The organism is Streptomyces sp. R44 (assembly GCF_041053105.1).
Taxonomy (GTDB): Bacteria; Actinomycetota; Actinomycetes; order Streptomycetales; family Streptomycetaceae; genus Streptomyces.
The window spans coordinates 5,432,386-5,452,164 of record NZ_CP163444.1 but is presented as its reverse complement, the minus strand read 5'-3'; the positions used below and the strand labels follow the sequence as shown (position 1 = coordinate 5,452,164).

At 72.6% G+C, this 19,779-nt stretch carries 20 protein-coding genes and 1 pseudogene; 4 read left to right on the top strand and 17 right to left on the bottom strand.

The features are described from left to right. Positions 1-8: 8 nt before the first annotated feature. The gene (locus AB5J54_RS25530) at positions 9-1,505 is read right to left on the bottom strand and encodes a DUF2079 domain-containing protein (protein ID WP_369146234.1); all 1,497 of its coding nucleotides are present in this window, start codon (positions 1,503-1,505) and stop codon (positions 9-11) included. Positions 1,506-1,530: 25 nt separating this feature from the next. Then, the gene (locus AB5J54_RS25525) at positions 1,531-2,268 is read right to left on the bottom strand and encodes a prepilin peptidase (RefSeq protein WP_369146233.1); all 738 of its coding nucleotides are present in this window, start codon (positions 2,266-2,268) and stop codon (positions 1,531-1,533) included. A gap of 40 nt (positions 2,269-2,308) precedes the next feature. Here AB5J54_RS25525 and AB5J54_RS25520 point away from each other — a divergent pair, with 40 nt between their 5' ends. Next, positions 2,309-2,680, top strand: coding sequence for a DUF192 domain-containing protein (locus AB5J54_RS25520; protein WP_369146232.1), 372 nt, complete (start codon positions 2,309-2,311; stop codon positions 2,678-2,680). Here the strand turns inward: AB5J54_RS25520 and AB5J54_RS25515 are convergent. After that, positions 2,652-3,797, bottom strand: coding sequence for a hypothetical protein (locus AB5J54_RS25515; protein ID WP_369146231.1), 1,146 nt, complete (start codon positions 3,795-3,797; stop codon positions 2,652-2,654). The genes AB5J54_RS25520 and AB5J54_RS25515 overlap by 29 nt on opposite strands. Positions 3,798-3,828: 31 nt before the next feature. Next, positions 3,829-4,215: a hypothetical protein gene (locus AB5J54_RS25510; protein ID WP_369146230.1), complete on the bottom strand. Its 387-nt coding sequence runs from the start codon at positions 4,213-4,215 to the stop codon at positions 3,829-3,831. A gap of 122 nt (positions 4,216-4,337) precedes the next feature. Between AB5J54_RS25510 and AB5J54_RS25505 the strand changes: the two genes are divergently transcribed. Continuing rightward, positions 4,338-5,264 carry a hypothetical protein gene (locus tag AB5J54_RS25505; protein WP_369146228.1) on the top strand — a complete coding sequence of 309 codons (927 nt, stop codon included), beginning with the start codon at positions 4,338-4,340 and terminating at the stop codon, positions 5,262-5,264. Positions 5,265-5,273: 9 nt separating this feature from the next. Here the strand turns inward: AB5J54_RS25505 and AB5J54_RS25500 are convergent, their stop codons facing one another. The 12 genes and pseudogenes from AB5J54_RS25500 to AB5J54_RS25445 form a co-directional block, all read right to left on the bottom strand. Beyond that, positions 5,274-5,897 carry an OmpA family protein gene (locus AB5J54_RS25500; protein WP_369146227.1) on the bottom strand — a complete coding sequence of 208 codons (624 nt, stop codon included), beginning with the start codon at positions 5,895-5,897 and terminating at the stop codon, positions 5,274-5,276. Positions 5,898-5,906: 9 nt separating this feature from the next. Beyond that, positions 5,907-6,491, bottom strand: a complete 585-nt coding sequence (locus tag AB5J54_RS25495; protein ID WP_369146226.1) for a hypothetical protein — start codon at positions 6,489-6,491, stop codon at positions 5,907-5,909. Positions 6,492-6,519: 28 nt separating this feature from the next. After that, a pseudogene (locus tag AB5J54_RS25490) lies at positions 6,520-7,128 on the bottom strand (pilus assembly protein TadG-related protein); the annotation flags it as partial. A 38-nt stretch (positions 7,129-7,166) separates the two neighbouring features. Further along, the gene (locus AB5J54_RS25485; RefSeq protein WP_369146225.1) at positions 7,167-7,385 is read right to left on the bottom strand and encodes a Flp family type IVb pilin; all 219 of its coding nucleotides are present in this window, start codon (positions 7,383-7,385) and stop codon (positions 7,167-7,169) included. Between the two features lie 214 nt (positions 7,386-7,599). Next, positions 7,600-8,487 carry a DUF5936 domain-containing protein gene (locus tag AB5J54_RS25480; RefSeq protein ID WP_369146224.1) on the bottom strand — a complete coding sequence of 296 codons (888 nt, stop codon included), beginning with the start codon at positions 8,485-8,487 and terminating at the stop codon, positions 7,600-7,602. Between the two features lie 11 nt (positions 8,488-8,498). Then, a complete protein-coding gene (locus AB5J54_RS25475) occupies positions 8,499-9,443 on the bottom strand; it encodes a type II secretion system F family protein (protein ID WP_369146223.1) in 945 nt (314 codons plus the stop codon). Positions 9,444-9,582: 139 nt separating this feature from the next. Next, positions 9,583-10,929, bottom strand: coding sequence for a CpaF family protein (locus AB5J54_RS25470; RefSeq protein ID WP_369146222.1), 1,347 nt, complete (start codon positions 10,927-10,929; stop codon positions 9,583-9,585). Further along, positions 10,926-11,312 carry a TadE/TadG family type IV pilus assembly protein gene (locus AB5J54_RS25465; RefSeq protein WP_369146221.1) on the bottom strand — a complete coding sequence of 129 codons (387 nt, stop codon included), beginning with the start codon at positions 11,310-11,312 and terminating at the stop codon, positions 10,926-10,928. The genes AB5J54_RS25470 and AB5J54_RS25465 overlap by 4 nt, the downstream gene beginning before the upstream one ends. Then, the gene (locus AB5J54_RS25460) at positions 11,309-11,677 is read right to left on the bottom strand and encodes a TadE/TadG family type IV pilus assembly protein (RefSeq protein WP_369146220.1); all 369 of its coding nucleotides are present in this window, start codon (positions 11,675-11,677) and stop codon (positions 11,309-11,311) included. Before AB5J54_RS25460 ends, AB5J54_RS25465 begins: the two co-directional genes overlap by 4 nt. A 3-nt stretch (positions 11,678-11,680) precedes the next feature. Then, on the bottom strand, positions 11,681-12,931 hold the full coding sequence (locus AB5J54_RS25455; protein ID WP_369146219.1) for a CpaE family protein: 1,251 nt from the start codon (positions 12,929-12,931) through the stop codon (positions 11,681-11,683). Between the two features lie 7 nt (positions 12,932-12,938). Continuing rightward, positions 12,939-13,658, bottom strand: a complete 720-nt coding sequence (cpaB, locus tag AB5J54_RS25450; RefSeq protein ID WP_369146218.1) for a Flp pilus assembly protein CpaB — start codon at positions 13,656-13,658, stop codon at positions 12,939-12,941. Between the two features lie 67 nt (positions 13,659-13,725). Further along, positions 13,726-14,802, bottom strand: coding sequence for a hypothetical protein (locus AB5J54_RS25445; protein WP_369146217.1), 1,077 nt, complete (start codon positions 14,800-14,802; stop codon positions 13,726-13,728). A gap of 355 nt (positions 14,803-15,157) precedes the next feature. On the opposite strand from AB5J54_RS25445, the gene AB5J54_RS25440 reads away from it, so the two are divergent. Beyond that, positions 15,158-16,873 carry a chitinase gene (locus AB5J54_RS25440; RefSeq protein ID WP_369146216.1) on the top strand — a complete coding sequence of 572 codons (1,716 nt, stop codon included), beginning with the start codon at positions 15,158-15,160 and terminating at the stop codon, positions 16,871-16,873. Positions 16,874-16,934: 61 nt separating this feature from the next. Here AB5J54_RS25440 and AB5J54_RS25435 read toward each other — a convergent pair whose 3' ends face one another. Then, complete coding sequence (locus tag AB5J54_RS25435) at positions 16,935-18,218, bottom strand: serine/threonine-protein kinase (protein ID WP_369146215.1); 1,284 nt, start codon at positions 18,216-18,218, stop codon at positions 16,935-16,937. Between the two features lie 171 nt (positions 18,219-18,389). Here AB5J54_RS25435 and AB5J54_RS25430 point away from each other — a divergent pair, with 171 nt between their 5' ends. Further along, a complete protein-coding gene (locus tag AB5J54_RS25430) occupies positions 18,390-19,742 on the top strand; it encodes a M14 family metallopeptidase (protein WP_369146214.1) in 1,353 nt (450 codons plus the stop codon). Positions 19,743-19,779: the final 37 nt, after the last annotated feature.

The window sequence follows — 19,779 nt, the reverse complement described above, 5'->3', positions numbered from 1 at the left end:
CCGGCAGGTCAGGCGTCCGGCCGCCGGTGCAGCAGGGTGATGCCGTCACGGCGGGCGACGACCTCGTAGCCGTACGTCCGGGTCGCGGCCTCCAGCTCGGCCCGCTGCCGCTCCAGGGGGTAGGGCCAGTGGCCCGAGGGGTACGGCCAGGCCTCGGGCGCCCGCTCGTCGTGGACGATCCACGCGGCGGTCGGCGCCGGGAGGCGCGCGGCGTCGTAGCGGTAGAGCTCGCCGCCCACCGGGAACGTCGGGAAGAGGACCACCGTGCAGCGCGCGGTGAGCTGCGGCGCGAGCCGGTTGGAGGCGGCGACGGTGGCGCCGTCGGGGATGCGGGCGAGCAGCGCGCGGGCCGCCCGCACGTGCGGCGTGGTGTGCCAGGTGGCCCGCTGGGCGAGCTGGGCGAGGGGGAAGGACGGCAGCAGGACGGCCGTCACGACGAGCACCGTCGTGAGGACGGCCCGCAGCTCACGCCGGTCCGGGTCCCTCCGGCCGAGCACGTCGACGAGACCGGCGAACACGACCGGCATGAGGATCGCGCTGTAGTGGAACGCCGTCCCCCAGTGGAAGCCGTTCTCGGAGAGCAGCCGCCAGCCGAGGGTGGGGACGGCGGTCAGGGCGAGCGGTGAGCGGAGCGCGAGGAGCGCGGACGGGGCGAAGACCAGGATCAGGGTGACCGCCTTGACCTCGGGACGGAGCATGTCGAGCGGCGCGTGGGCGAGGGTGGAGAGCAGGGAGCCGTGCGCGTCGGCGAGGTTGCCGCCGTGCGCGTATCCGCCTCCTGCGTTGAAGGCGGGCAGCAGGACCTCGACCTCCAGGACCGAGCCGAGCACACCCGCCGCCACGGTGACCAGCCCGAGACGGCGGGGCCCCTTGATCGCGATGTACGCGCCGACGGCGGCGAGCGTGAACCCCAGGTCCTCCTTCACGAGCAGCAGCGGCGCCGCCCAGGCGACCGCCTGCCCCCAGCGGCGCCGGGCGAGCGCCTCCAGGGAGAAGGAGAGCAGCGGGACGGCGAGCGCGACCTCGTGGAAGTCGAAGGCGGCGGCGGAGGCGATGCCCCAGCTCAGCCCGTAACCGGCGGCGACGGTGTGGGCGGCGGCGGTCCCGAGCACGCCACCGGCGCGGCGGGCGAGGGGGACGACGGCGACGGCGAGCAGCGCGGACTGGGCGAGGAGCAGGCAGAGCGGGGAGGGCCAGAGCCGGTAGAGGGGGGCGAGGACGGCGAGCAGGGGATGGAAGTGGTCGCCGAGGAGGTTGAAGCCCTCGCCGCGCAAGGGGGCGACGGGCGCCCGGAGTTCGGCGTAGGCGCGGACGGCCTGCTCGAAGATGCCGAGGTCGTAGCCGGTGGTGCGCAGGAGCTGGTGGCGGCGCACGGCGACGGCCGAGTAGAGGAGGAAGAGCCCGGCGGCCCAGACCCAGGGGATGAGCGCGGGGCTGCGGTACCAGGCGGCGGTGCGCGCGAGCGCTCTGTCTTGTACGGGTGGATGGGTGGCAATTGTCCGCATGTGCGGCGATGGTAGGGGCGGGCCTTCAGGGGAGGGCGGTGAACGCGCCGAGGAGGAGGCCGAGCAGGCCGCCGCCGAGCATGAAGGGGCCGAAGGGGATCGCCGAGGAGCGGTCGGCGCGGCGCAGCAGGACGAGGCCGAGGCCGTACACCGCGCCGAGGAGGAAGCCGGCGAAGGCCCCGGCGAAGAGCACCCCCCAGCCGTACCAGCCGAGGGCCGCACCCAGCGGGACCGCCAGTTTCACGTCGCCGAGGCCGAGCTGGCTCGGGTTGATCCGGAACAGCAGCAGGTAGGCCCCGCCGAGGACGAGCCCGCCGAGCAGCGCGTGGATCCAGGATCCGGCGTCGTACGGAAGGAGTTCGGCGACGCCGAGGAGCAGCGGTACGGCGACGGCGAGCGGCAGCGTCAGGGCGTCTGGAAGCCGGTACACGCGCGCGTCCACGCAGGCGAGGAGCACGGCGAGGGGCGCACCGAGCAGCCAGACCGCGAGCTCGGGCCGGGGCCCGCCGGTCGCGGCGGCGAGCGCGGCGCAGGCGAGGGCGGTGAGCAGCGGCGCGAGGAGCGGGCTCGCGGTGGTCGCGCAGGCCTGCCGCCCGGGCCCGCCGAGCCAGCCGCGCCCGGGCCCGACGAGGACGTGCCCGGCGGGGCAGCGGTCCCGCCACGGCTCCTCCGGCTCGACGGAGAGCCGGTACGCGGCCCGGGGCACGAGCAGCCCGACGGCGGCCCCCCACAGGGCGGCGACGGCGATCAGCGTGACGTACACGGACGAGACCCTAGGCGCCCGGACCGCTACGGTCTGCCGCATGGGGAAATGGGCGGACGGGACGGGGACGTTGGCGCTGGGCGCCGTGGAGATCCCGCTGGAGGTGGCGGCCTCGTACCGGGCACGACGACGGGGACTGCTGGGCCGGGACGGCATCGCGGGGGCGCTGCTGATCACCCGGACGAACAGCGTGCACACCTTCGGCATGCGCTTCCCGATCGACGTGGCCTATCTGGACGGCTCGTTCACGGTCCGGTCCGTGGTGACGATGCGCCCGGGGCGGCTCGGGATGATCCGGCCGCGCGGCCGGCACGTCCTGGAGGCGGAGGCGGGCGCGATGGCCGGGTGGGGGCTGGAACCGGGGGTACGCGTGCGCGTGGACCTCACGGAGGCCCCGACCCGAGCAGCGTGAACGCCCCGTAGACACCGGAGGCGAGGGCGAGCCCGGCGAGGACGGGCACGGCGATACGGGTCCGCACGCGCGCGAGGCCCACGGCGGGCGCCAGCAGCAGCCCGAACGCCGGCATCATCAGGCGCGGCCGGGAACCGAAGTAGGCGGCGCCGACGAGGGAGACGAACACGACGCCGATCGTGTACACGAGCAGCGGCAGCGGCTGCCGCTGCCGCACGCACAGGACGATCAGCCACCCGAGGAGCGCGAGCGCCGCGCACAGCCCGAGGGCGGCGGGCCAGGGCAGCCCGGCGATGAAGCGGGCGAGGGCGACACCGCCGTCGATGGAGTTGCCCCAGGCGGCCTGGACACCGAAGTACGCGGTCGGGCTCCCCTCGCGGACCGCCACGTAGGCGACGTACGCGAGCCAGCCCAGCGGGGCGATCAGCACCCCGGCGACCGTCCGCGGGGGCAGCCGCCGTTCCCGTACGAGGGTGACGAGGGCCGTGATGACGAGGGCGGCGATCAGCGCGGCGGCCGTCGGCCGGGTGAGCCCGGCGGCGGCGCACAGGACACCGGCGAGGATCCAGCGCCCGCGGAGCACCGCGTACAGCGACCAGGCGGCGAGGGCCGTGAACAGCGTCTCCGTGTACGCCATCGACTGGACGAAGGCGGTGGGGTAGACGCCCCAGAGGACGGCGAGGAGGACACCCGCTCTTCCGCCGAAGACATGGGCACCGCACCGGTGGATCCCCCAGGCGGCGGCGAGACCGGCGGTCCAGGAGACGAGGAGCCCGGCGGTGGCGGCGTCGACGGGGAGGACGGCGGAGAGGCCGCGCTCCAGGGCGGGAAGGAGCGGGAAGAAGGCGAGGTCGGAATGGACGTCACCGTTGGGCAGGGTGACCTGGTATCCGTACCCGTGCTCGGCGATCCGCACGTACCAGACGGAGTCCCAGCGCCCCTTGAGCCGGTGCAGCCCGTCCTTCCCGGTGACGCCGGCCGCGACGGCGAGGACGACGAGCCCGACGACGCGGGCGGCGGCGTACCCGCCGAGGGCGGCGAGGGTGGGACGGTCGGGACGGGGAAGACCGGGTCGGGGCGGGCCGGGCTTGCTCGGATCGGGCCTGGTCAGGGACATGCACCCGATTATCCCGGGGACTGCGGAAGGCTCAGCCGAGGGGCCTTATGCGGACGAACTTCGCGGCCATGACCGGACCGAGCTGCTCGACGATGGCGTGCCCGGGCTCCTGGGGCGAGGGCAGGTCACCGAGGAAGGAGGTGACGATGACCTCGTCGATGCCGAGGACACCGCGCGCGCTCTGCTCCTCCAGGAAGTCGAGCGTGCGGCGCCAGTCGGCGGCGCCGGGGGCCTCGCCGAGGAAGGAACGGACGGTGTCCTGGACGACGTCCCAGAAGAACACGTGCGGCAGGACACCGCCCTGATGGAAGACATGGGTCTCGTACACCCCTCGGAACTCCGGGATCCGGGTCACGAGATCACTGACCAACTGCACGCTCGGAGCGGTGTTCGGGTTCACGCCCGGGGTCGCCGTCATCTGTCCAGAATGCTCCCGCCGAAGGGGGATGTCCCGTCGGATTTACGCTTTCCTGGCGACGTCTTTCGCCGGGTTTTCCACAAGGGGTGCGAAGTGTCCCTCTTCCGTGGATCGTTGGGCGTATGTACGAGTTGGCGATCCTCGCCAGGGGCGGGGTCCTCCTGACGGTCTGGGCGGTCGCGGCGGGCTGGCCGCCGGGCCGGCTGGCCGGACGACTGCGCCGCGACGGCTGGCAGCGGATCTGCCGGGGCGCGTGGGCGGCCCCGGGGAGAGAGGTGGACTGGCGGCTGAGGGCGGCGGCCGTCCAGCTCCTGCGCCCGGAGCTGGTGTGCAGCCACGGGACGGCGGCGCGACTCCACCGCATCGAGGTGCTGGAGTCCCCCTCCCGGCACCTCGACTTCACGGCACCGGGCAGGACGGGAGCCTCGCGCGGCGCGGAGATACGGATCCACACGACGACGTACCTGACGGACGGGGACAGGTCCCTCAGACGGGGCCTCCGGACGACGACCCCGACGCGGACGGTCGGCGACCTGATACGGGCATCCGCCACCCGGGAGGAGGCGGTGGTCGTCGCGGACTCCGCGCTCTCCCGGCGGGTGGTGGAAGGGGTACGCCGCGAGCCCCTGGTCCGGTACGACGACCTGGCCGCCGAACTCGCCGCACCCCGCCGGGGAGCGGCCCGCGCCCGCGCCTGGCTGCGCCTCGCGGAACCGGCGTCGGGGTCCCCGGCGGAGACGGTGGCCCGGCTGAGGATGGGCGACACGGGCCTGGTCCCGGAGTGCCAGCCGACCCTCCTCACGGCGGACGGCCGCCCGCTGCGCCCGGACTTCCTCTTCCGCACCGCGGGCCTGGCGGTCGAGGTGGAGGGCTACGCCTTCCACGGCACCCGCCGCGCCCACGAACGGGACATCGCCCGCTTCAACGCGCTCCAGTCGTGCCGGGAGGTCCGCCGGGTGCTGCGGTTCACGGCACGGGAGGTGTTCCAGCACCCGGAGCGGATGACGGCGACGATCAGGGCGGCGCTGGAACTGAGCCTGCCCGATTGAGCCGGGCGCTCACGGCGTGGTGGACGAGGACGTGGTCCGGGGGAAGGAGATCTCGACGCGCCGGTTCTTCTTGCGGCCTTCCTCGGTGCGGTTGTCCGCGATCGGGTAGTCCTCGCTGTAGCCGCGGATGTCGAAACTCGTCCCCGGGTCGAGGGCCCGCGCGAGCACCTGCTGCACGGCCACGGCCCGCTCCTTGGAGAGCTTGAGCCCGTGCTCGTACGTGCCCAGGTTGTCGGTGAACCCGAAGACCCGGACGCGGCCGGAGCCCATCTTGTTGATCTCGGCGGCGATGGCGGCGATGCGGGCGGTGGCGTCGGGCGAGAGCTTGGCGCTGTTCTTGGGGAACAGCACCTCGGCCTGCAGCGCGAACGTCACGTCCACGTTGGTGTCCTGCCGGCGCTGCTGGCCGCCGTCCTCCTCGACGATCTGCTTGATGTCGAGGACCTTGGCGGGGGCGAGGGTGGCGCCGTCGGGGAGCATCAGACCGGGCGAGGTGGGATCGATGACGGGCGCGGGCGAGGAGGTCCCGGCGGGCCCGGGGCCGTCGTCGGCGTACGCGACGGGCCCGGCGATCGGCCCCAGGGCGACGCAGACGAGCACGAGAGCGGCGAGGCGGCGGTTTGTCGTCGTCATGGCGTCGCCTCAGGAGAGCTTGAGGGTGGCGGGTTCGAAGGTGGGAAGCTGGAAGCTTACTTCGGTGGTGGAGGCGGGGGGTGCGGGGAATTGCAGGAACACTGCGACCGTCTCCCCTGCGGGCAGGATGTCAAGGCCGGTGGTCGTCAATGGACGGCCGTCGGTGTCGCGAAGGACGTAATAGCGCTTCTTCCCAGCGGCGTCGATGAGCGTGGCCCCTCCCAAGGAGTTGCCGTGCTTCATGACCTCTGTCTCGTCACCGCGAATCTGGCCAGGGAGCGCGATTGAACGCGAGGAAGTGTTCTTCAACGCGCCCTTGACGGTGAGGAACCCGCCTGCGTCCCTCTCGGCAGCGGTGACGTCAAGCTCAACCCCGTCCTTACCCTTGAGGACGGCAAGCGTCTCCGTCGGCTCCTCGGCCGCCTGCGACCCCTGCGTGGAGGCCCCTCCCTTCGGCGGAGCCACCGTCGTCGAAGTGGGCTTGTCCGTAGGGGGCTTCTCTTCAGCGCCGCAGCCGGCCACGAGAAGTGCCACGGACGCGATCGCTGCTGCAACCACCCCTCTACGGGTCTTCCTTGCGTAGCGCGCGTTCATGAAGCGTGCTTCCTTTGCTCGTCGCGGGTCACTCTGACAGTCGGACGCTGAAGAGATCTGCGGCACCGGGGAGGCGCGGGCTTTCGGGATCGATCAACCATGGCTCGCCATCGCAATCAAGGCTGACCACGGACTTGCCGTCGTCCGGCTGTTCGCCACCTTCCCCGGGGTCCGTCGGTGTCGGCCCCTGGGGGGACTCCGGTGGATCCGGAGGGGGTTCCGGCTCGTCGAACCTGCAACGCGGTTCAAGCACGGCTTCAGCAGAAGCCGTAGCGTCACGCGGCTCTTGGCCTGTCGTGCTTACTGTCACCTTGAAGCCATGCTCCCCGGTAGCGAGAGGAACACACTTGCTGCCCGTGAGTGCCGCCATGTTCCGAGCCGCAAACTCCTCTGCCTGCTGACACGCGGAGGCGTCATCGATGTTTGCCATGCTCTGAAGGAACCTGTTCCACTGCCCCGGATCGAGGAGCACCTCGATCCAGCCGTCTCGCAGCTGCTCCCGGGCATCCTGAGCCGCTGCGAGAGCCGCCGCGTCCGCAGCGGTCTGGGCGCTGTTCCGCGTCAGCGCAGCTTGCCCCACCAAGAAGTAGGCGAACGCCAGAAACAGGAGCCCGGCAATGACCGCGATGTAGACGGGAAACGCCTGCCCGTCATCGCTCCGCCATCTGCGCCGCCCTACTTCCCTGTCAGATCGGCGATCTTCTGAGTGATGGCGTTCTTGATGGAGTTTCCGATGTCCGTGCCGGTGATCGCGATCACGATCGCCACCACCACCACAATGATCCCCAGATACTCCACCGCCGTCTGCCCGCGGTCCCCCCTCCGGCGGGTTGCCCAGTCGCCCAGCCACCACACACGGGCCTTCGTCAGGGCCTTCAGCATCGCGTCGTTCATCGTGGTCCCCTCCGCGTTCGGACGCCTGCGCCTGGGCACCGTACGCCGACGGGCGGGTCGGCGGACAGGGCCCGTTCATCGGGTGGGGCCGAGGCAGCCGGTCGCGGCGATCCGGTCCATCAGCTCCACCCCCTCACACTCTGTCCGCACTCTGGCACATCGGGTTGCGCCCGCGAAGTCGTTTGCCTCGAATATGTCAGCGCAACCGCACGGTTCATTCGCCCGTCACCGACCCGAAGTCCGTTCCCGTGCCCAGGAACAGGCCCGCCCCCAGCAGGATCATCGTCGCCGGGACCATCAGGGTCGTGATCACCATCGTGGCCTTCGGGACGGCCTTCGCGGCCTTGCGGCGGGCGTTCTGGGCGTCCGTGCGCCGCATGTCGTTGGCGATCTGGATCAGGGTGTCCACGATCGGGGCCCCCAGCTCCTCCCCCTGCTGCAGCGCCGTCACGAACTGCGCCACCTGCTCCGAGTCGTTGCGCCGGCGCAGCTCGTCGAACGCCTGCCGGCGGCTCACGCCCATGTCCATCTGGCGGAGCGTGATGCGGAGTTCGTCCGCCCACGGGCCCTCGTACTTCTCCGCCACCCTCTCCAGCGCCTGCCGGAAGCCCAGCCCCGCGCTGACCACGACCGCCAGGACGTCCAGGAAGTCCGGCAGCGTGCGTTCGATCTGGTCCTTGCGGATGCGGACCGCCGACCAGATCCCGACCTCCGTCCAGAACGCGCCGAAGGCGAGGAGCAGCAGCGCCGTCACGTACGAGCCCTTGCTCAGCATCACCAGGCCGCCGAGCCCGCCCAGGAAGCCGTAGACCGCCCGCCTCGCCCCGTACCGGTCGATCGTCAGGCCCCCGGGGTTGCCCGCGAGGTCGATCCGGCGGCGGACCGCGTTGACGCGCTTCGGGCCCATCAGGCGGAGCACGGCCGGCGACCAGCGCATGCCGAGGCGGTCCACCGCCGAGTCGACCGCTCCCGTCCGGGTCGCGCCGACCTCCAGGGCGAGTCTGAGGTCGTCCGGGAGCTTCGCGTCCGCGCGGTACAGGCGCAGGCCGTAGGCGATGCCCGCTACTGCCAGGCCGGCCAGCAGGGCCAGGAGGAGGTCCACTTCGGCTGTCCCTACACGTCGATCTTCGAGAAACGGCGGATGGCGGCGAAACCGACCACGTACAGCGCGAACGCCGCCACCACCGCGGCCTGCCCGATGCCCGAGGCCGTCATGCGGTCCAGAGCGCCCGGCTGCATGTTGTCGATCAGCAGGAGCGAGCCGACCCCGATCACCGGGACGGAGTACGCCGTCATGCTCACCTGCGAGAGCTGGGTGCGGACCTCGCGCCGGGTCTCCTTGCGTTCCTCCAGGGTCTCCGTGAGGTTCCGCAGCGAGGAGACGACCGTGCCGCCCGCCCTGTTGGCCAGGACGAGGGTCGTCACGAGGACCACCAGTTCGCGGGACGGGAGGCGTTCCGCCAGTTCTCCCAGCGCGTCGTCCAGCGACGTTCCCACCGCCAGCTGCTGTGCCACCTTCTCCAGCTCGTCACCCGCCGGCGCCTCCAGCTCGTCGGCCGCCAGGCTCAGTGCCATTCGGAGGGCCAGACCGGCCTGGGTCGCGTTGGCCAGGATCCGTGAGAGTTCCGGGAGTTGGTTGATGAACCGCTCGATGCGCTTCTGGCGCTGCCAGTTGAGGAAGCCCATCGCCACCCAGACGCCGAGCAGTCCGCAGATCGGGCCGAAGAACGGCGACAGCGCCGCCTGCCCCACCACCCACAGGACCGCCACGGTCGCCGCCAGGCCCACCGTGAACTCGCCCGGCGTGATGTCGAGGCCCGTCGCCGCGATCCGCAGCTCCAGCTTCCGGCCGAGCGCCGTCTTCCGTACGCGCCGGTCCACGCCCCGGAAGCGGCGCCTGCGGCGGCCGGTCACGGCCTCCGGTTCGCCGCTCTCGTCCAGGCGGGCCACGAGGGCCGCGTGACGGCGTGCCCCGCTCGCGTACGCCTGGACGCCGACCACGCCCAGCACGCACGCGAGCAGCGTCACGCCGACCGTCAGCCAGAAGGGATCCGTCATCGTCGCCGCTCCCCCGGCCGCCACGTCGGGTCCTCGGCCGTCAGGCCGCCCCCGGGTCGCCACGTCGGGTCGTCCGTCGTCGCCCCGGCCCCCGGCCGCCATGTCGGGTCGTCGGTCATCGCTGTCACGGCCTGTGTCATCACTCCGCCTCTCGGGTCGCCAGGTGGGCATCGGTCGCGGCCACGCCGAAGGCCTGTGGGATGGGCTGGCCCGCCAGATAGAGGCGCTCGGCGACGCGCCGGGGCAGCGGGTGGTACGTGAACCTGCCGTACACCCGCCCGTCCGCCGCCACCGGCTGCGCCTGGAAGCGGCAGACCGTGGCGAGCAGGAACCTCTCCCGGCCGTGCGAGGCGAGGACCGCGATCTCGGTGATGCGGCGGGTGCCGTCCGGATGCCGGGTGAGCTGTACGAGGACGTCGACCGCGCTGTTGATCTGGTCCCGCAGCGCCTCGAACGGCACCTTCACCTCGGACATCGACGCGAGGGTCTGGAGCCGCATCAGCGCGTCCTCGGCCGAGTTCGCGTGGACGGTGGCGAGCGAGCCGTCGTGGCCGGTGGACATCGCCTGGAGCATGTCGAGGGTCTCGCCGCCGCGGACCTCACCGACGATGATGCGGTCGGGGCGCATGCGCAGGGAGTTGCGGACGAGGTCACGGATGGAGATGGCCCCGCGGCCCTCGATGTTCGGCGGGCGGGCCTCCAGGCGGATCACATGGGACTGCTGGAGCTGGAGTTCCGCCGAGTCCTCGATGGTGATGATCCGCTCGCCCTCGGGGACGAGCCCGGACAGGGCGTTGAGGAGGGTCGTCTTCCCGGTGCCGGTCGCGCCGGAGACGATCAGGTTGAACTTGGCTTGAACCAGTCCCGACAGCAGGAGCAGCATCTGCTCGTCGAGGGAGCCGAGGCCGATCATCTCGTGGAGCGTGTACGCGCGGGGGAAGCGGCGGATCGTGAGGGTCGCGCCCGTGAGGGAGAGCGGCGGGATGATGACGTTCACGCGTTCGCCGGAGGGGAGCCGGGCGTCGACCATCGGGTTCGACTCGTCGACGCGGCGGTTCACGGTGGAGACGATCCGCTCGATGGTCTGCATCAGCTGCTCGTGCGAGGCGAAGCGGAGCGGGAGCAGCTCCACGCGGCCGCCGCGCTCGATGAAGATCTGGTCGGGGCCGTTGACCATGATCTCCGTGATGGAGGCGTCTTCGAGGAGCGGTTCGAGCACGCCGAGCCCGAGGGCCTCGTCGACGACCCGGCGGATCAGCTGGGCCCGCTCGGCGGTGGAGAGGACCGGGCCCTCGCGGCTGATGATGTGGCCGAGGACGCGCTCCAGTCGGGCCCGCCGCTCCGCCGCCGCGAGCGCGGACATCTCGGTGAGGTCGATCTCCTCCAGGAGCTTGGCCCGGAAGGCGGCGACGAGATGGCCGTCCTCGCGCGCGGCCGCGCTGCCGCCCTTGTCCTCGGGGGCGTTGATCCGGGCACGCAGGCTCATGGCAGGTCCTCCTCGTCGGGCGTCTCGGGCAGCGGCATGGTGGCGGTCTTCGTGATGTCGTCGAAGCTCCAGAAGGGGACGACCGAGGGGATGCGCACGGTGACGGTGGCGACGACCTCGTCCCCGCCGGGGTCGACCGACACGCCGGTGACCCAGTCGGCGGCCGCGTAGCCGGCCTGCTGTCCGGTGGGCGCGTCCTCCGCGTCGCTGCTCGCCGCCCGCGCCGCCGCCCGCGCGGCCGTGCCCGCCTGCTGGGCCGCGTACGCCGCGACCCCGAGCTGCAGGCCCGCCAGCCCCACGATGAGCAGGATCGGGAGGAAGCCGAGGTACTCGATGGCGGCCTGGCCCCGGTCGCGCCTCCCGTCGCGGGAATCGCTTCTCATGGCGTGCGGCCCCTCTCGTCGACGGCGCCCGCCTTGCCCTTCACGTGGAAGAGGCCTCCCACGCCCGGGACCAGGACGGGGACCTGGAGCGTGACCACCGCGTTCACCATCCCGTCGCCCGGCGGGCAGCTCACCTCGGCGCCGTCCAGCCAGGCGCCGTCCAGGTGACGCCGCGCGGCCTCACCGCAGTCGTCACCGACGGCCCCGGCCCGCGCCGCCTCGTCCGCCGCGTTCCCCGCAAGCGTGTACGTGTACCCGACCAGGACCACCTGCCACAGCAGCGCCAGCGTGAGCAGGATCAGCGGCACCATTCCCAGGAACTCCACCGCCACCTGCCCCCTGTCGTCGTCCCGGTCCGCGCGCATCGTTCAGCGGCCTCCGGTGCGGCGGCGCAGGCCCAGGGAGCCCCGGTCGCCCGCGCGGGCGAGTTCCTTGCCGGGCTGTCCCGCCGCCTGCACCAGGCCCAGTTCCCCCGCCAGGCTCCACAGCGCCTGCTTGACCGTCGACTTGGCGTCGAGTTCGTGGAGGCGGCCGGCGTCGACGACCGCCGCGAGCTCCTTGAAGTTGGCCGGGACGGCGACGCCCGCGATCCGGGTGCCGGTGATCTTCTGGACGAGGGGCGGCTGGATCTCGGTGGAGCGGTGGTGGCGGTTGACGAGGGTGACCGTCTCCTCGGCCTTGCGGACCTGGAGCCGTTCCCACATCCGTACCGTCCGCTTGGCGGCCCGGACCGCGACCACGTCCGGGGTGGTGACGAGGAGCGCGGTGTCGGCCATCTCGATCGCCGCGGCGTTGGCGCTGTCGAGCCGGGAGCCGCAGTCGAGGACGACGACCTCGTGCCGGCCGCGCAGGGCGCTGACGACCTGCCGGGCGGCGCGGTCGGTGACCTCCTCGCCGCGCTCGCCCTCCGCCGGGGCGAGGAGCAGCGAGAGGCCGGTCTCGTGGACGTACACGGCGTCCTGGAGGACGCGGGGCGAGATGTCGGCGATCGAGGCGAGGTCGGCGACGGACCGGCGGAACTGGACGTCGAGGTACGAGGCGATGTCGCCGCTCTGGAGGTCCATGTCGACGAGGGCGACGCTGCGCCCGGCGGCGCGGGCGGCGAGGGCGAGGTGGACGGCGGTGACGGTGGCGCCGACGCCGCCCTTGGCGCCGCTGACGGTGACGACGGTGCCGCCGGGGCCGGTGATCCGCTCCGCGCCGCCGCCGAGGTGGCGGCGGACGCCCAGGGACCACTGGGCGGCGGCCTGGACGCGGCTGGCGAGTTCCTCGTAGCCGAGGGGGAGGGTGACGAGGCCGCGGGCGCCGGAGTCCATGGCGGCGGAGAAGAGGACGGGACTGGCGTCGGCGGTGATGAGGACGACGCCGACGGCGGGGAAGCGGAGGGCGACCTCGCGGACGAGTTCGAGCGCGGGGACGGGCCCGATCCGCTCGTGGACGAGGACGACCTCGGGGAGTTCGTCGAGGGAGGCGGCGGCGAGCCGCGCGAGGGTGTCGACGAGCTGGGTGGAGTCGGTGACCGGCTGGGCGGGTTCGGCGTCGGGGAGCTGGCTGAGCAGCGTACTGACGGACCGGGCCGCGTCGGGGTCGCCGACGGCGGGCAGGATCCTGGTGGTCATACCGGCCTCACTTGTCCTTGTCGAGCGTGTAGGTGCGGTCGCCCTTGTCGGCCGGGGAGCCGCCCTGGGTGCCGTCGGCGGACGGGGCGACGAGGGCGAGGCGTACGTGCTCGGCGAAGGACTCGGCGTACGCGACGCGCTGGGTGTCGAGGGTGGAGAGCGCGAACGTGATGGGGACGGTGGAGGTGGCCCGGCCGGCGCGGTCGTTGGTCTCGGCGGCCGGGGTGAGGCGGCCGACGTCGAGGACGCGTGCGCCGGCGACGATCATGCGGGACTGGTCGGGGTCGCCCTTCTTCTCGCCGGCGAAGGTCGCGTAGATGTTGACCGTCGAGCCCGTGTTGATCTTTCCGGCGACGCCCGTGGCGGCGTCGACCATGATCGCGATCTCCTGTTCGCCCGGCTTGAGCTGGGGCCGTTCGACGATCATGTCGGTCTGGAGGAGCGAGCCGGCCCTGAGCCGGGTGACGGCGATCCTGCCCTCGATCTGGCGGAGGTCGGTGACGGCGGTCGGGGACAGCCAGCGCTTCGGCATGGAGATCTTCTCGAAGTCGCCCGCTTTCAGGGGCTTGTAGGGCGCCACGTCGTCTTTGAGCCGGTACGCCGTGGTCTCCGGGCCGACCTTCGAGTTCACGTCGCTGATGACGGCGAGGACACCGGCGAACGCGCCGAGCGCGCACAGGACGGAGAGCAGCAACAGGATCACGCCGCGGCGCTGGCGGGAGTTCATGGCCGTACTTCCTCGGTCGGAGACGTGGGGCGGGGGCGGGAGGGGCAGCCGGGGCGCACGGGGTCGCTCACGGCAGCGCGGCGCGGGCGGAACGGCCGCCGGGCCCGAGGGCGCGGGCGGGTGCACCGGCCTGTGGCCCCGGCCCCGGCCCGAGCGCGTGCGGTCCCGGCTGCGGCCCGGGACCGAGAGCCTGCTGCCCGGGGCCCAGGGGCTGTTGTCCGGGACCCAGGGCCTGTTGTCCGGGCCCGAGCGTCTGCTGTCCCGGCCCGAGCGCCTGCTGTCCGGGGCCGACGGAGTACGTCCCCCGGTCGGGCGGCGCCACCGGTGCCAGCGGCGCCGCGCAGAAGCCGCAGCGGTCGCCGATGAGGTCCATCCCGCACCAGTGGCAGGTCTCGCGCCGTACGGAGGAGACCAGCTGGTGGAGGACGGGCAGGTCGGGCAGGTACGCGGCGAACTCGACGAGCTTGCCGGTGCCCCACCAGCCGGGCGAGGACGTGGGCAGGGCCGTCTCGTGCACGGGGCCGGGGATCCGCCAGCGGGGTACGAGGGTGGTGGTCGGCCAGTCGGTCTGGAGCTGGCCGCGGGCGAGGAGGAGTTCGGTGGCGAACTCCGGTCCGGCGAGCGGTTCTTCCGAGGCGCCGATCCGCACGATCTGCGGCGTGGGTCCGGCGAGGACGGCGAAGTGGGCGCCCGGGAGCCAGCTCTTGAGGTGGGAGCCGAGGCCGACGGGGACGCGGTCGAGCCGGGAGACGGAGCCGAGGACGGCGCCGGCGTAGATGTAGTGGGCGAGCAGCCGGGCGGCGGAGGCGAGGACTCCGGGGCTGAAGTCGCAGCCGGCGAGCTGGCGCAGCTGGCGGACGAGGACGGCCGCGCCGAGGGGCGGCAGGTCGGTCCTGACCAGGGCGATGCGGTCGCTCTCCAGGAGGGCGCGGACGGCGTGCAGGCGGTGCTCGACGGCGGTCGGCGCGGACGTGGGGCAGACGACGACCACGTGTCCGTAGCGGGCGAGGAGCTGCTGCATGTCCGCGAGGGAGGCGTCGAGCGGGCGGGTCTCGGGGGGCGGGAGCACGGCGGCCTGCGGGGTCCCGGGGTCGGCCGCCGGCAGCACCAGGTCGGCGCCGGTGACGGCGATCGCTGTCGGCACGTCGGACCCCCCGTCCCCTCCGGCCTCCGGCGCCCCGGCGGCCGCGGATCACTTACCGCGTTCGCGGCGTCACCGCAGGGTGCCGCCGCCTCTGCACCTTATCCACGTCCCGCGGGGTGGTGAACACACAATCCGCCAAGCTGCCTCCATTTATTGCGGCCCCACCCCACGTCCCCGGTCGTCACGGCGCCCGGCCGAACGCCCTTCCCCGCCGGAGGTATTGACAACGCGATTGGTCTGGACCAACTTGTTGCGACAGCGGTGGCCACCGCCGGTACCCCCGTACCCGCACCTCCCCTCCGTACGACGACGTACGGCACCTCCACATCCCCAACTCCCCCACCGGAGGATGCACGTGGACCGCACCACCACCCGCCCGCACGGACGGCGCCGGCTCGCCGGAGCCCTCGCGCTCGCCGTCGGCTCCGGGCTCGTCCTCGTCGGCGGAGCCGGCACCGCGCAGGCGGCGGACGTCAACGTCGCCAAGAACGCCGGGTTCGAGAACGGCCTCACCAACTGGTCCTGCTCCGCCGGGAGCGGCGCCGTCGTCTCCTCGCCGGTCCGCACCGGGTCCGGCGCGCTCAAGGCCAGCCCGGCCGGTCTCGACTACGCCCAGTGCACGCAGACCGTCACCGTGAAGCCCAACTCGACGTACACGCTGAGCGCCTGGGTCCAGGGCGGCTACGCCTACCTCGGCGCGAACAACACCGGGACCGGCACCGGCACCGTCTCCACCTGGACGCCCGACAGCCCCTCCTGGAAGCAGCTCACCACCACCTTCACCACCGGCGCGAGCACCACCTCGGTCGAGATCTGGACCCACGGCTGGTACGGCACCTCCCCCTACCTCGTCGACGACCTGAGCGTCTTCGGGCCCGACGGGGGCGGCGGCCAGGACCCCGACCCGGTCGTCCCGGCCACCCCGGCCGGTCTCTCCGCCGGGACGGTCACCACCAGCTCCGTCGCCCTGAGCTGGGGCGCCGTCAACGGCGCCACGGCCTACAAGGTGTACCGCGACGGCGCCAACCCGCAGACGGTCACCGGCACGTCGACCACCGTCACCGGGCTCACCGCCGACACCGCGTACCAGTTCCAGGTCTCCGCGACGAACTCCGCCGGCGAGTCCGCGAAGTCCGCCGCCGTGACGGCCCGCACCGCCAAGCCCACGGACCCGGGCCCCGGCCCGGCCGTGCCGAAGCACGCCGTCACCGGCTACTGGCAGAACTTCGACAACGGCGCGGCGAAGCAGAAGCTGCGGGACGTCCAGGCCGCGTACGACATCATCGCGGTCTCGTTCGCCGACTCCACCGCCACGCCCGGCCAGATCACCTTCAACCTCGACCCGGCCGTCGGTTACGCCTCGGCCGCCGACTTCAAGGCCGACGTCGCGGCCAAGAAGGCGGCCGGCAAGTCCGTGATCCTCTCGGTCGGCGGCGAGAAGGGCAACGTCACCATCAACAGTGACGCCACCGCGACCGCCTTCGCCGACAGCGCGTACGCCCTGATGCAGGAGTACGGCTTCAACGGGATCGACATCGACCTGGAGCACGGCGTCAACGCCACGTACCTGACCAAGGCGCTGCGCCTGCTCTCCGCCAAGGCGGGCTCCTCGATGGTCCTGACGATGGCCCCGCAGACCATCGACATGCAGAACACGAGCTCCGAGTACTTCAAGACCGCGCTCGCCGTGAAGGACATCCTCACGGTGATCAACACCCAGTACTACAACAGCGGTTCGATGCTCGGCTGCGACGGCAAGGTCTACAGCCAGGGCTCGGTGGACTTCCTCACCGCGCTCGCCTGCATCCAGCTCCAGGGCGGCCTCGACCCGTCCCAGGTCGGTCTGGGCGTCCCCGCCTCCACGCGGGGCGCGGGCAGCGGCTACGTCGACCCGCAGATCGTGAAGAACGCGCTCGACTGCCTGACCCGGGGCACCGGCTGCGGCACCTTCAAGCCCGCCCAGACCTGGCCGTCGCTGCGCGGCGCCATGACCTGGTCGACCAACTGGGACGCGACGGCCGGCAACGCCTGGTCGAACGCGGTGGGCCCGCACGTGCACAACCTGCCGTAGCGGAACCCGTCCCGAGACCCGCGCAGCGCCGCCGCTCCCCCGGCGGCGCTGCGTCGTCTCATCAGGCCGGCAGGTAGTGGCGCAGCACCGGGTCGAGCAGCCGGATCCAGTCGTCGACCCGGGCGGCCTTGCGGCCGTCGACCTCGCAGTCGTAGACCGTGCCGTCGTAGAGGGTGACGGAGACGCGCAGCACCCGGTCGCGCCGGATGCGCTCGTACCGTACGGCCCCGATCTCGCTCCAGAGGAAGTCGGCCTCCTCGCCGAAGAAGTTCAGGAACACGCCGGTCCCGTCGACGTCGACGCCGGAGTTCCGGTCGGCGGCGGTGAACTGCGGCGCGGGCAGCGGCGGGGCGAGGGGCGGCGGGGGAACGTGGCGGTAGGCGGGATGCGGTACGGGGACGGGCGCGGGCGCCGGTACGGGCGCGGGCACGGCGTCCTGGAGGCCCGGCGTCGGCGGGGGCACCGCGTCGACGGGCGTGACCGGAGCGGGCACCGCGTCGACGGGCCCCGGCGTCACCCGGGGGTCCGGGACCGCCGGAGGTGCGGAAGGTGTGGCCGCGGGCTCGTACGAGGTCCCCGCCAGCTCGTCCATGATGGCGTCCGGCGTGGGCCGTTCGGCGGGGTCCTTGGCGAGGCAGCGCCCCACGAGATCGCGCAGCGCCTGCGGGACGGCGCCGAGGTCGGGGGCCTCGTGCACCGAGCGGTACATGAGCCCCATCGGCGTGCCGTCCCCGAAGGGCCGCCCGCCCGCGGCGGCCACGAGGACGGCGCCGAGCGCGAAGACGTCGGCGGCGCCGGTGACCTCCTCGCCGAGGGCCTGTTCGGGGGCGAGGTAGCCGGGGGTGCCGAAGGCGCTGCCGGTGGCGGTGAGCCGGGTGGACTCCACGGCGCGGGCGATCCCGAAGTCGAGGACGCGCGGCCCGTCGGCGGCCATGACGATGTTGCCGGGCTTGAGGTCGCGGTGGACGAGCCCGCAGGCGTGGATCGCCTCCAGGGCCTCGGCGAGCGCGGCGCCGAGCGAGCGGAGCCGGGCCTCGTCCATGGGGCCCTGGGCGGTGAGGAGTCCGGAGAGGGTGGGCCCGGGGATGTAGGCGGTGGCGAGCCAGGGGGCCTCCGCCTCGGGGTCGGCGTCGACGACCTGCGCGGTGTGGAAGCCGCCGACCTGCCGGGCCGCGGCGACCTCGGCGCGGAAGCGGGCGCGGAAGGACGGGTCGGAGGCGAGTTCCGGCCGTGCGACCTTGACGGCGACGGCGCGCCCGCCGCGCGATCGGGCCAGATAGACGGTGCCCATGCCGCCTTCGCCTAGCTTGTGCTCGATGACATATCTACCGATGAGGGTCCCCACGCGGGACAGTATGGCCGAACTCGCTATCTTGACCGGTCCATGACATAGCCGGACCATGTGGCCGGACAGGCACGTACCCGGGAAGCAGCGACTGCCAGGCAGTCACACCCCCGGGCAACCGCACGACTTGGCTCGGTCGCACTCCCCCACACTCCCCACCCAGGAGACAGCATGCGACGTCCCCTCCGCGGCAGAAGGACCGCCACCCTCGCGGCCCTCGTGGCGTTCGCCCTCGCGGCGCCCCTCTCCGCCCTCAGCACCCCCGCCGGGGCCGACCCGGCGCCGACCGCCGCCCGCATCGCGTCCGGCGCCGAGGAGGTGATCCGGCAGTACGAGATCGCCGGACCGTCCACCCCGGCCGCCCGCAGCGCGCTGACCGCCACCGGCGTCTCGATCGACGAGGTCGACGCCCGCTCGGTCGTCGTCAGCGCCAACACCGAACAGCTCGCCCGGCTCAAGGCCCTCGGCTACGCGCCGGTCGCGCTCCCCGGCCCGCCGAACCGCAACACCGAGGCCGACAAGACCGCCGGCCCCCTCGACTTCCCCTCCGCGGACGCGAAGTACCACAACCACGCCGAGATGACCGCGGAGATCGACCAGCGCCTCGCCGCCTACCCCTCGATCATGAACAAGCGGGTCATCGGCAAGACGTACCAGGGCCGGGACATCGTCGCCATCAAGATCAGCGACAACGTCGCCACCGACGAGAACGAGCCCGAGGTCCTCTTCACCCACCACCAGCACGCCCGCGAGCACCTCACCGTCGAGATGGCGCTCTACCTGCTGCGCGAACTCGGCGCGGGCTACGGCACGGACTCCCGCATCACCAGCATGGTGAACAACCGGGAGATCTGGATCGTCCCGGACCTCAACCCGGACGGCGGCGAGTACGACATCGCAAGCGGCTCGTACCGCAGCTGGCGCAAGAACCGGCAGCCCAACGCCAACTCCTCCTACATCGGCACCGACCTCAACCGGAACTGGGACTACAAGTGGGGCTGCTGCGGCGGCTCCTCCGGCACCAAGAGCTCCGAGACCTACCGGGGCACGGCCCCCGAGTCGGCCCCCGAGGTGAAGGTCGTCGCCGACTTCGTCCGCTCCCGGGTCGTCGGCGGCAAGCAGCAGATCACGGCGGCCATCGACTTCCACACGTACAGCGAACTGGTCCTCTGGCCCTTCGGCTGGACGACGGCCAACACCACCACCGGCATGACCCAGGACGACCGCGACGCCTTCGCGACCGTCGGCGGCAAGATGGCCGCGAGCAACGGCTACACGCCCGAGCAGTCCAGCGACCTGTACATCACGGACGGCTCGATCGACGACTACCTGTGGGGCGCGCAGAAGATCTTCGCGTACACCTTCGAGATGTACCCGTCGTCCGGCGGCGGCGGCTTCTACCCGCCCGACGAGGTCATCGAGCGCGAGACGAGCCGCAACCGCGACGCCGTCCTCCAGCTCCTGGAGAACGCCGACTGCATGTACCGCTCGATCGGCAAGCAGGCGCAGTACTGCGCGGCCTGACGGCCCGTACGTGAAGGGGTGCCCCGGCCGCCGCTGC

Bases quoted from the DNA above. Each gene is read 5' to 3' on its own strand.
- AB5J54_RS25530 (WP_369146234.1), bottom strand. From the start codon at position 1,505: ATGCGGACAATTGCCACCCATCCACCCGTACAAGACAGAGCGCTCGCG.
- AB5J54_RS25520 (WP_369146232.1), top strand. From the start codon at position 2,309: ATGGGGAAATGGGCGGACGGGACGGGGACGTTGGCGCTGGGCGCCGTG.
- AB5J54_RS25515 (WP_369146231.1), bottom strand. From the start codon at position 3,797: ATGTCCCTGACCAGGCCCGATCCGAGCAAGCCCGGCCCGCCCCGACCC.
- AB5J54_RS25510 (WP_369146230.1), bottom strand. From the start codon at position 4,215: ATGACGGCGACCCCGGGCGTGAACCCGAACACCGCTCCGAGCGTGCAG.
- AB5J54_RS25505 (WP_369146228.1), top strand. From the start codon at position 4,338: ATGTACGAGTTGGCGATCCTCGCCAGGGGCGGGGTCCTCCTGACGGTC.
- AB5J54_RS25500 (WP_369146227.1), bottom strand. From the start codon at position 5,897: ATGACGACGACAAACCGCCGCCTCGCCGCTCTCGTGCTCGTCTGCGTC.
- AB5J54_RS25495 (WP_369146226.1), bottom strand. From the start codon at position 6,491: ATGAACGCGCGCTACGCAAGGAAGACCCGTAGAGGGGTGGTTGCAGCA.
- AB5J54_RS25485 (WP_369146225.1), bottom strand. From the start codon at position 7,385: ATGAACGACGCGATGCTGAAGGCCCTGACGAAGGCCCGTGTGTGGTGG.
- AB5J54_RS25475 (WP_369146223.1), bottom strand. From the start codon at position 9,443: ATGACGGATCCCTTCTGGCTGACGGTCGGCGTGACGCTGCTCGCGTGC.
- AB5J54_RS25470 (WP_369146222.1), bottom strand. From the start codon at position 10,929: ATGAGCCTGCGTGCCCGGATCAACGCCCCCGAGGACAAGGGCGGCAGC.
- AB5J54_RS25465 (WP_369146221.1), bottom strand. From the start codon at position 11,312: ATGAGAAGCGATTCCCGCGACGGGAGGCGCGACCGGGGCCAGGCCGCC.
- AB5J54_RS25460 (WP_369146220.1), bottom strand. From the start codon at position 11,677: ATGCGCGCGGACCGGGACGACGACAGGGGGCAGGTGGCGGTGGAGTTC.
- AB5J54_RS25455 (WP_369146219.1), bottom strand. From the start codon at position 12,931: ATGACCACCAGGATCCTGCCCGCCGTCGGCGACCCCGACGCGGCCCGG.
- cpaB (WP_369146218.1), bottom strand. From the start codon at position 13,658: ATGAACTCCCGCCAGCGCCGCGGCGTGATCCTGTTGCTGCTCTCCGTC.
- AB5J54_RS25430 (WP_369146214.1), top strand. From the start codon at position 18,390: ATGCGACGTCCCCTCCGCGGCAGAAGGACCGCCACCCTCGCGGCCCTC.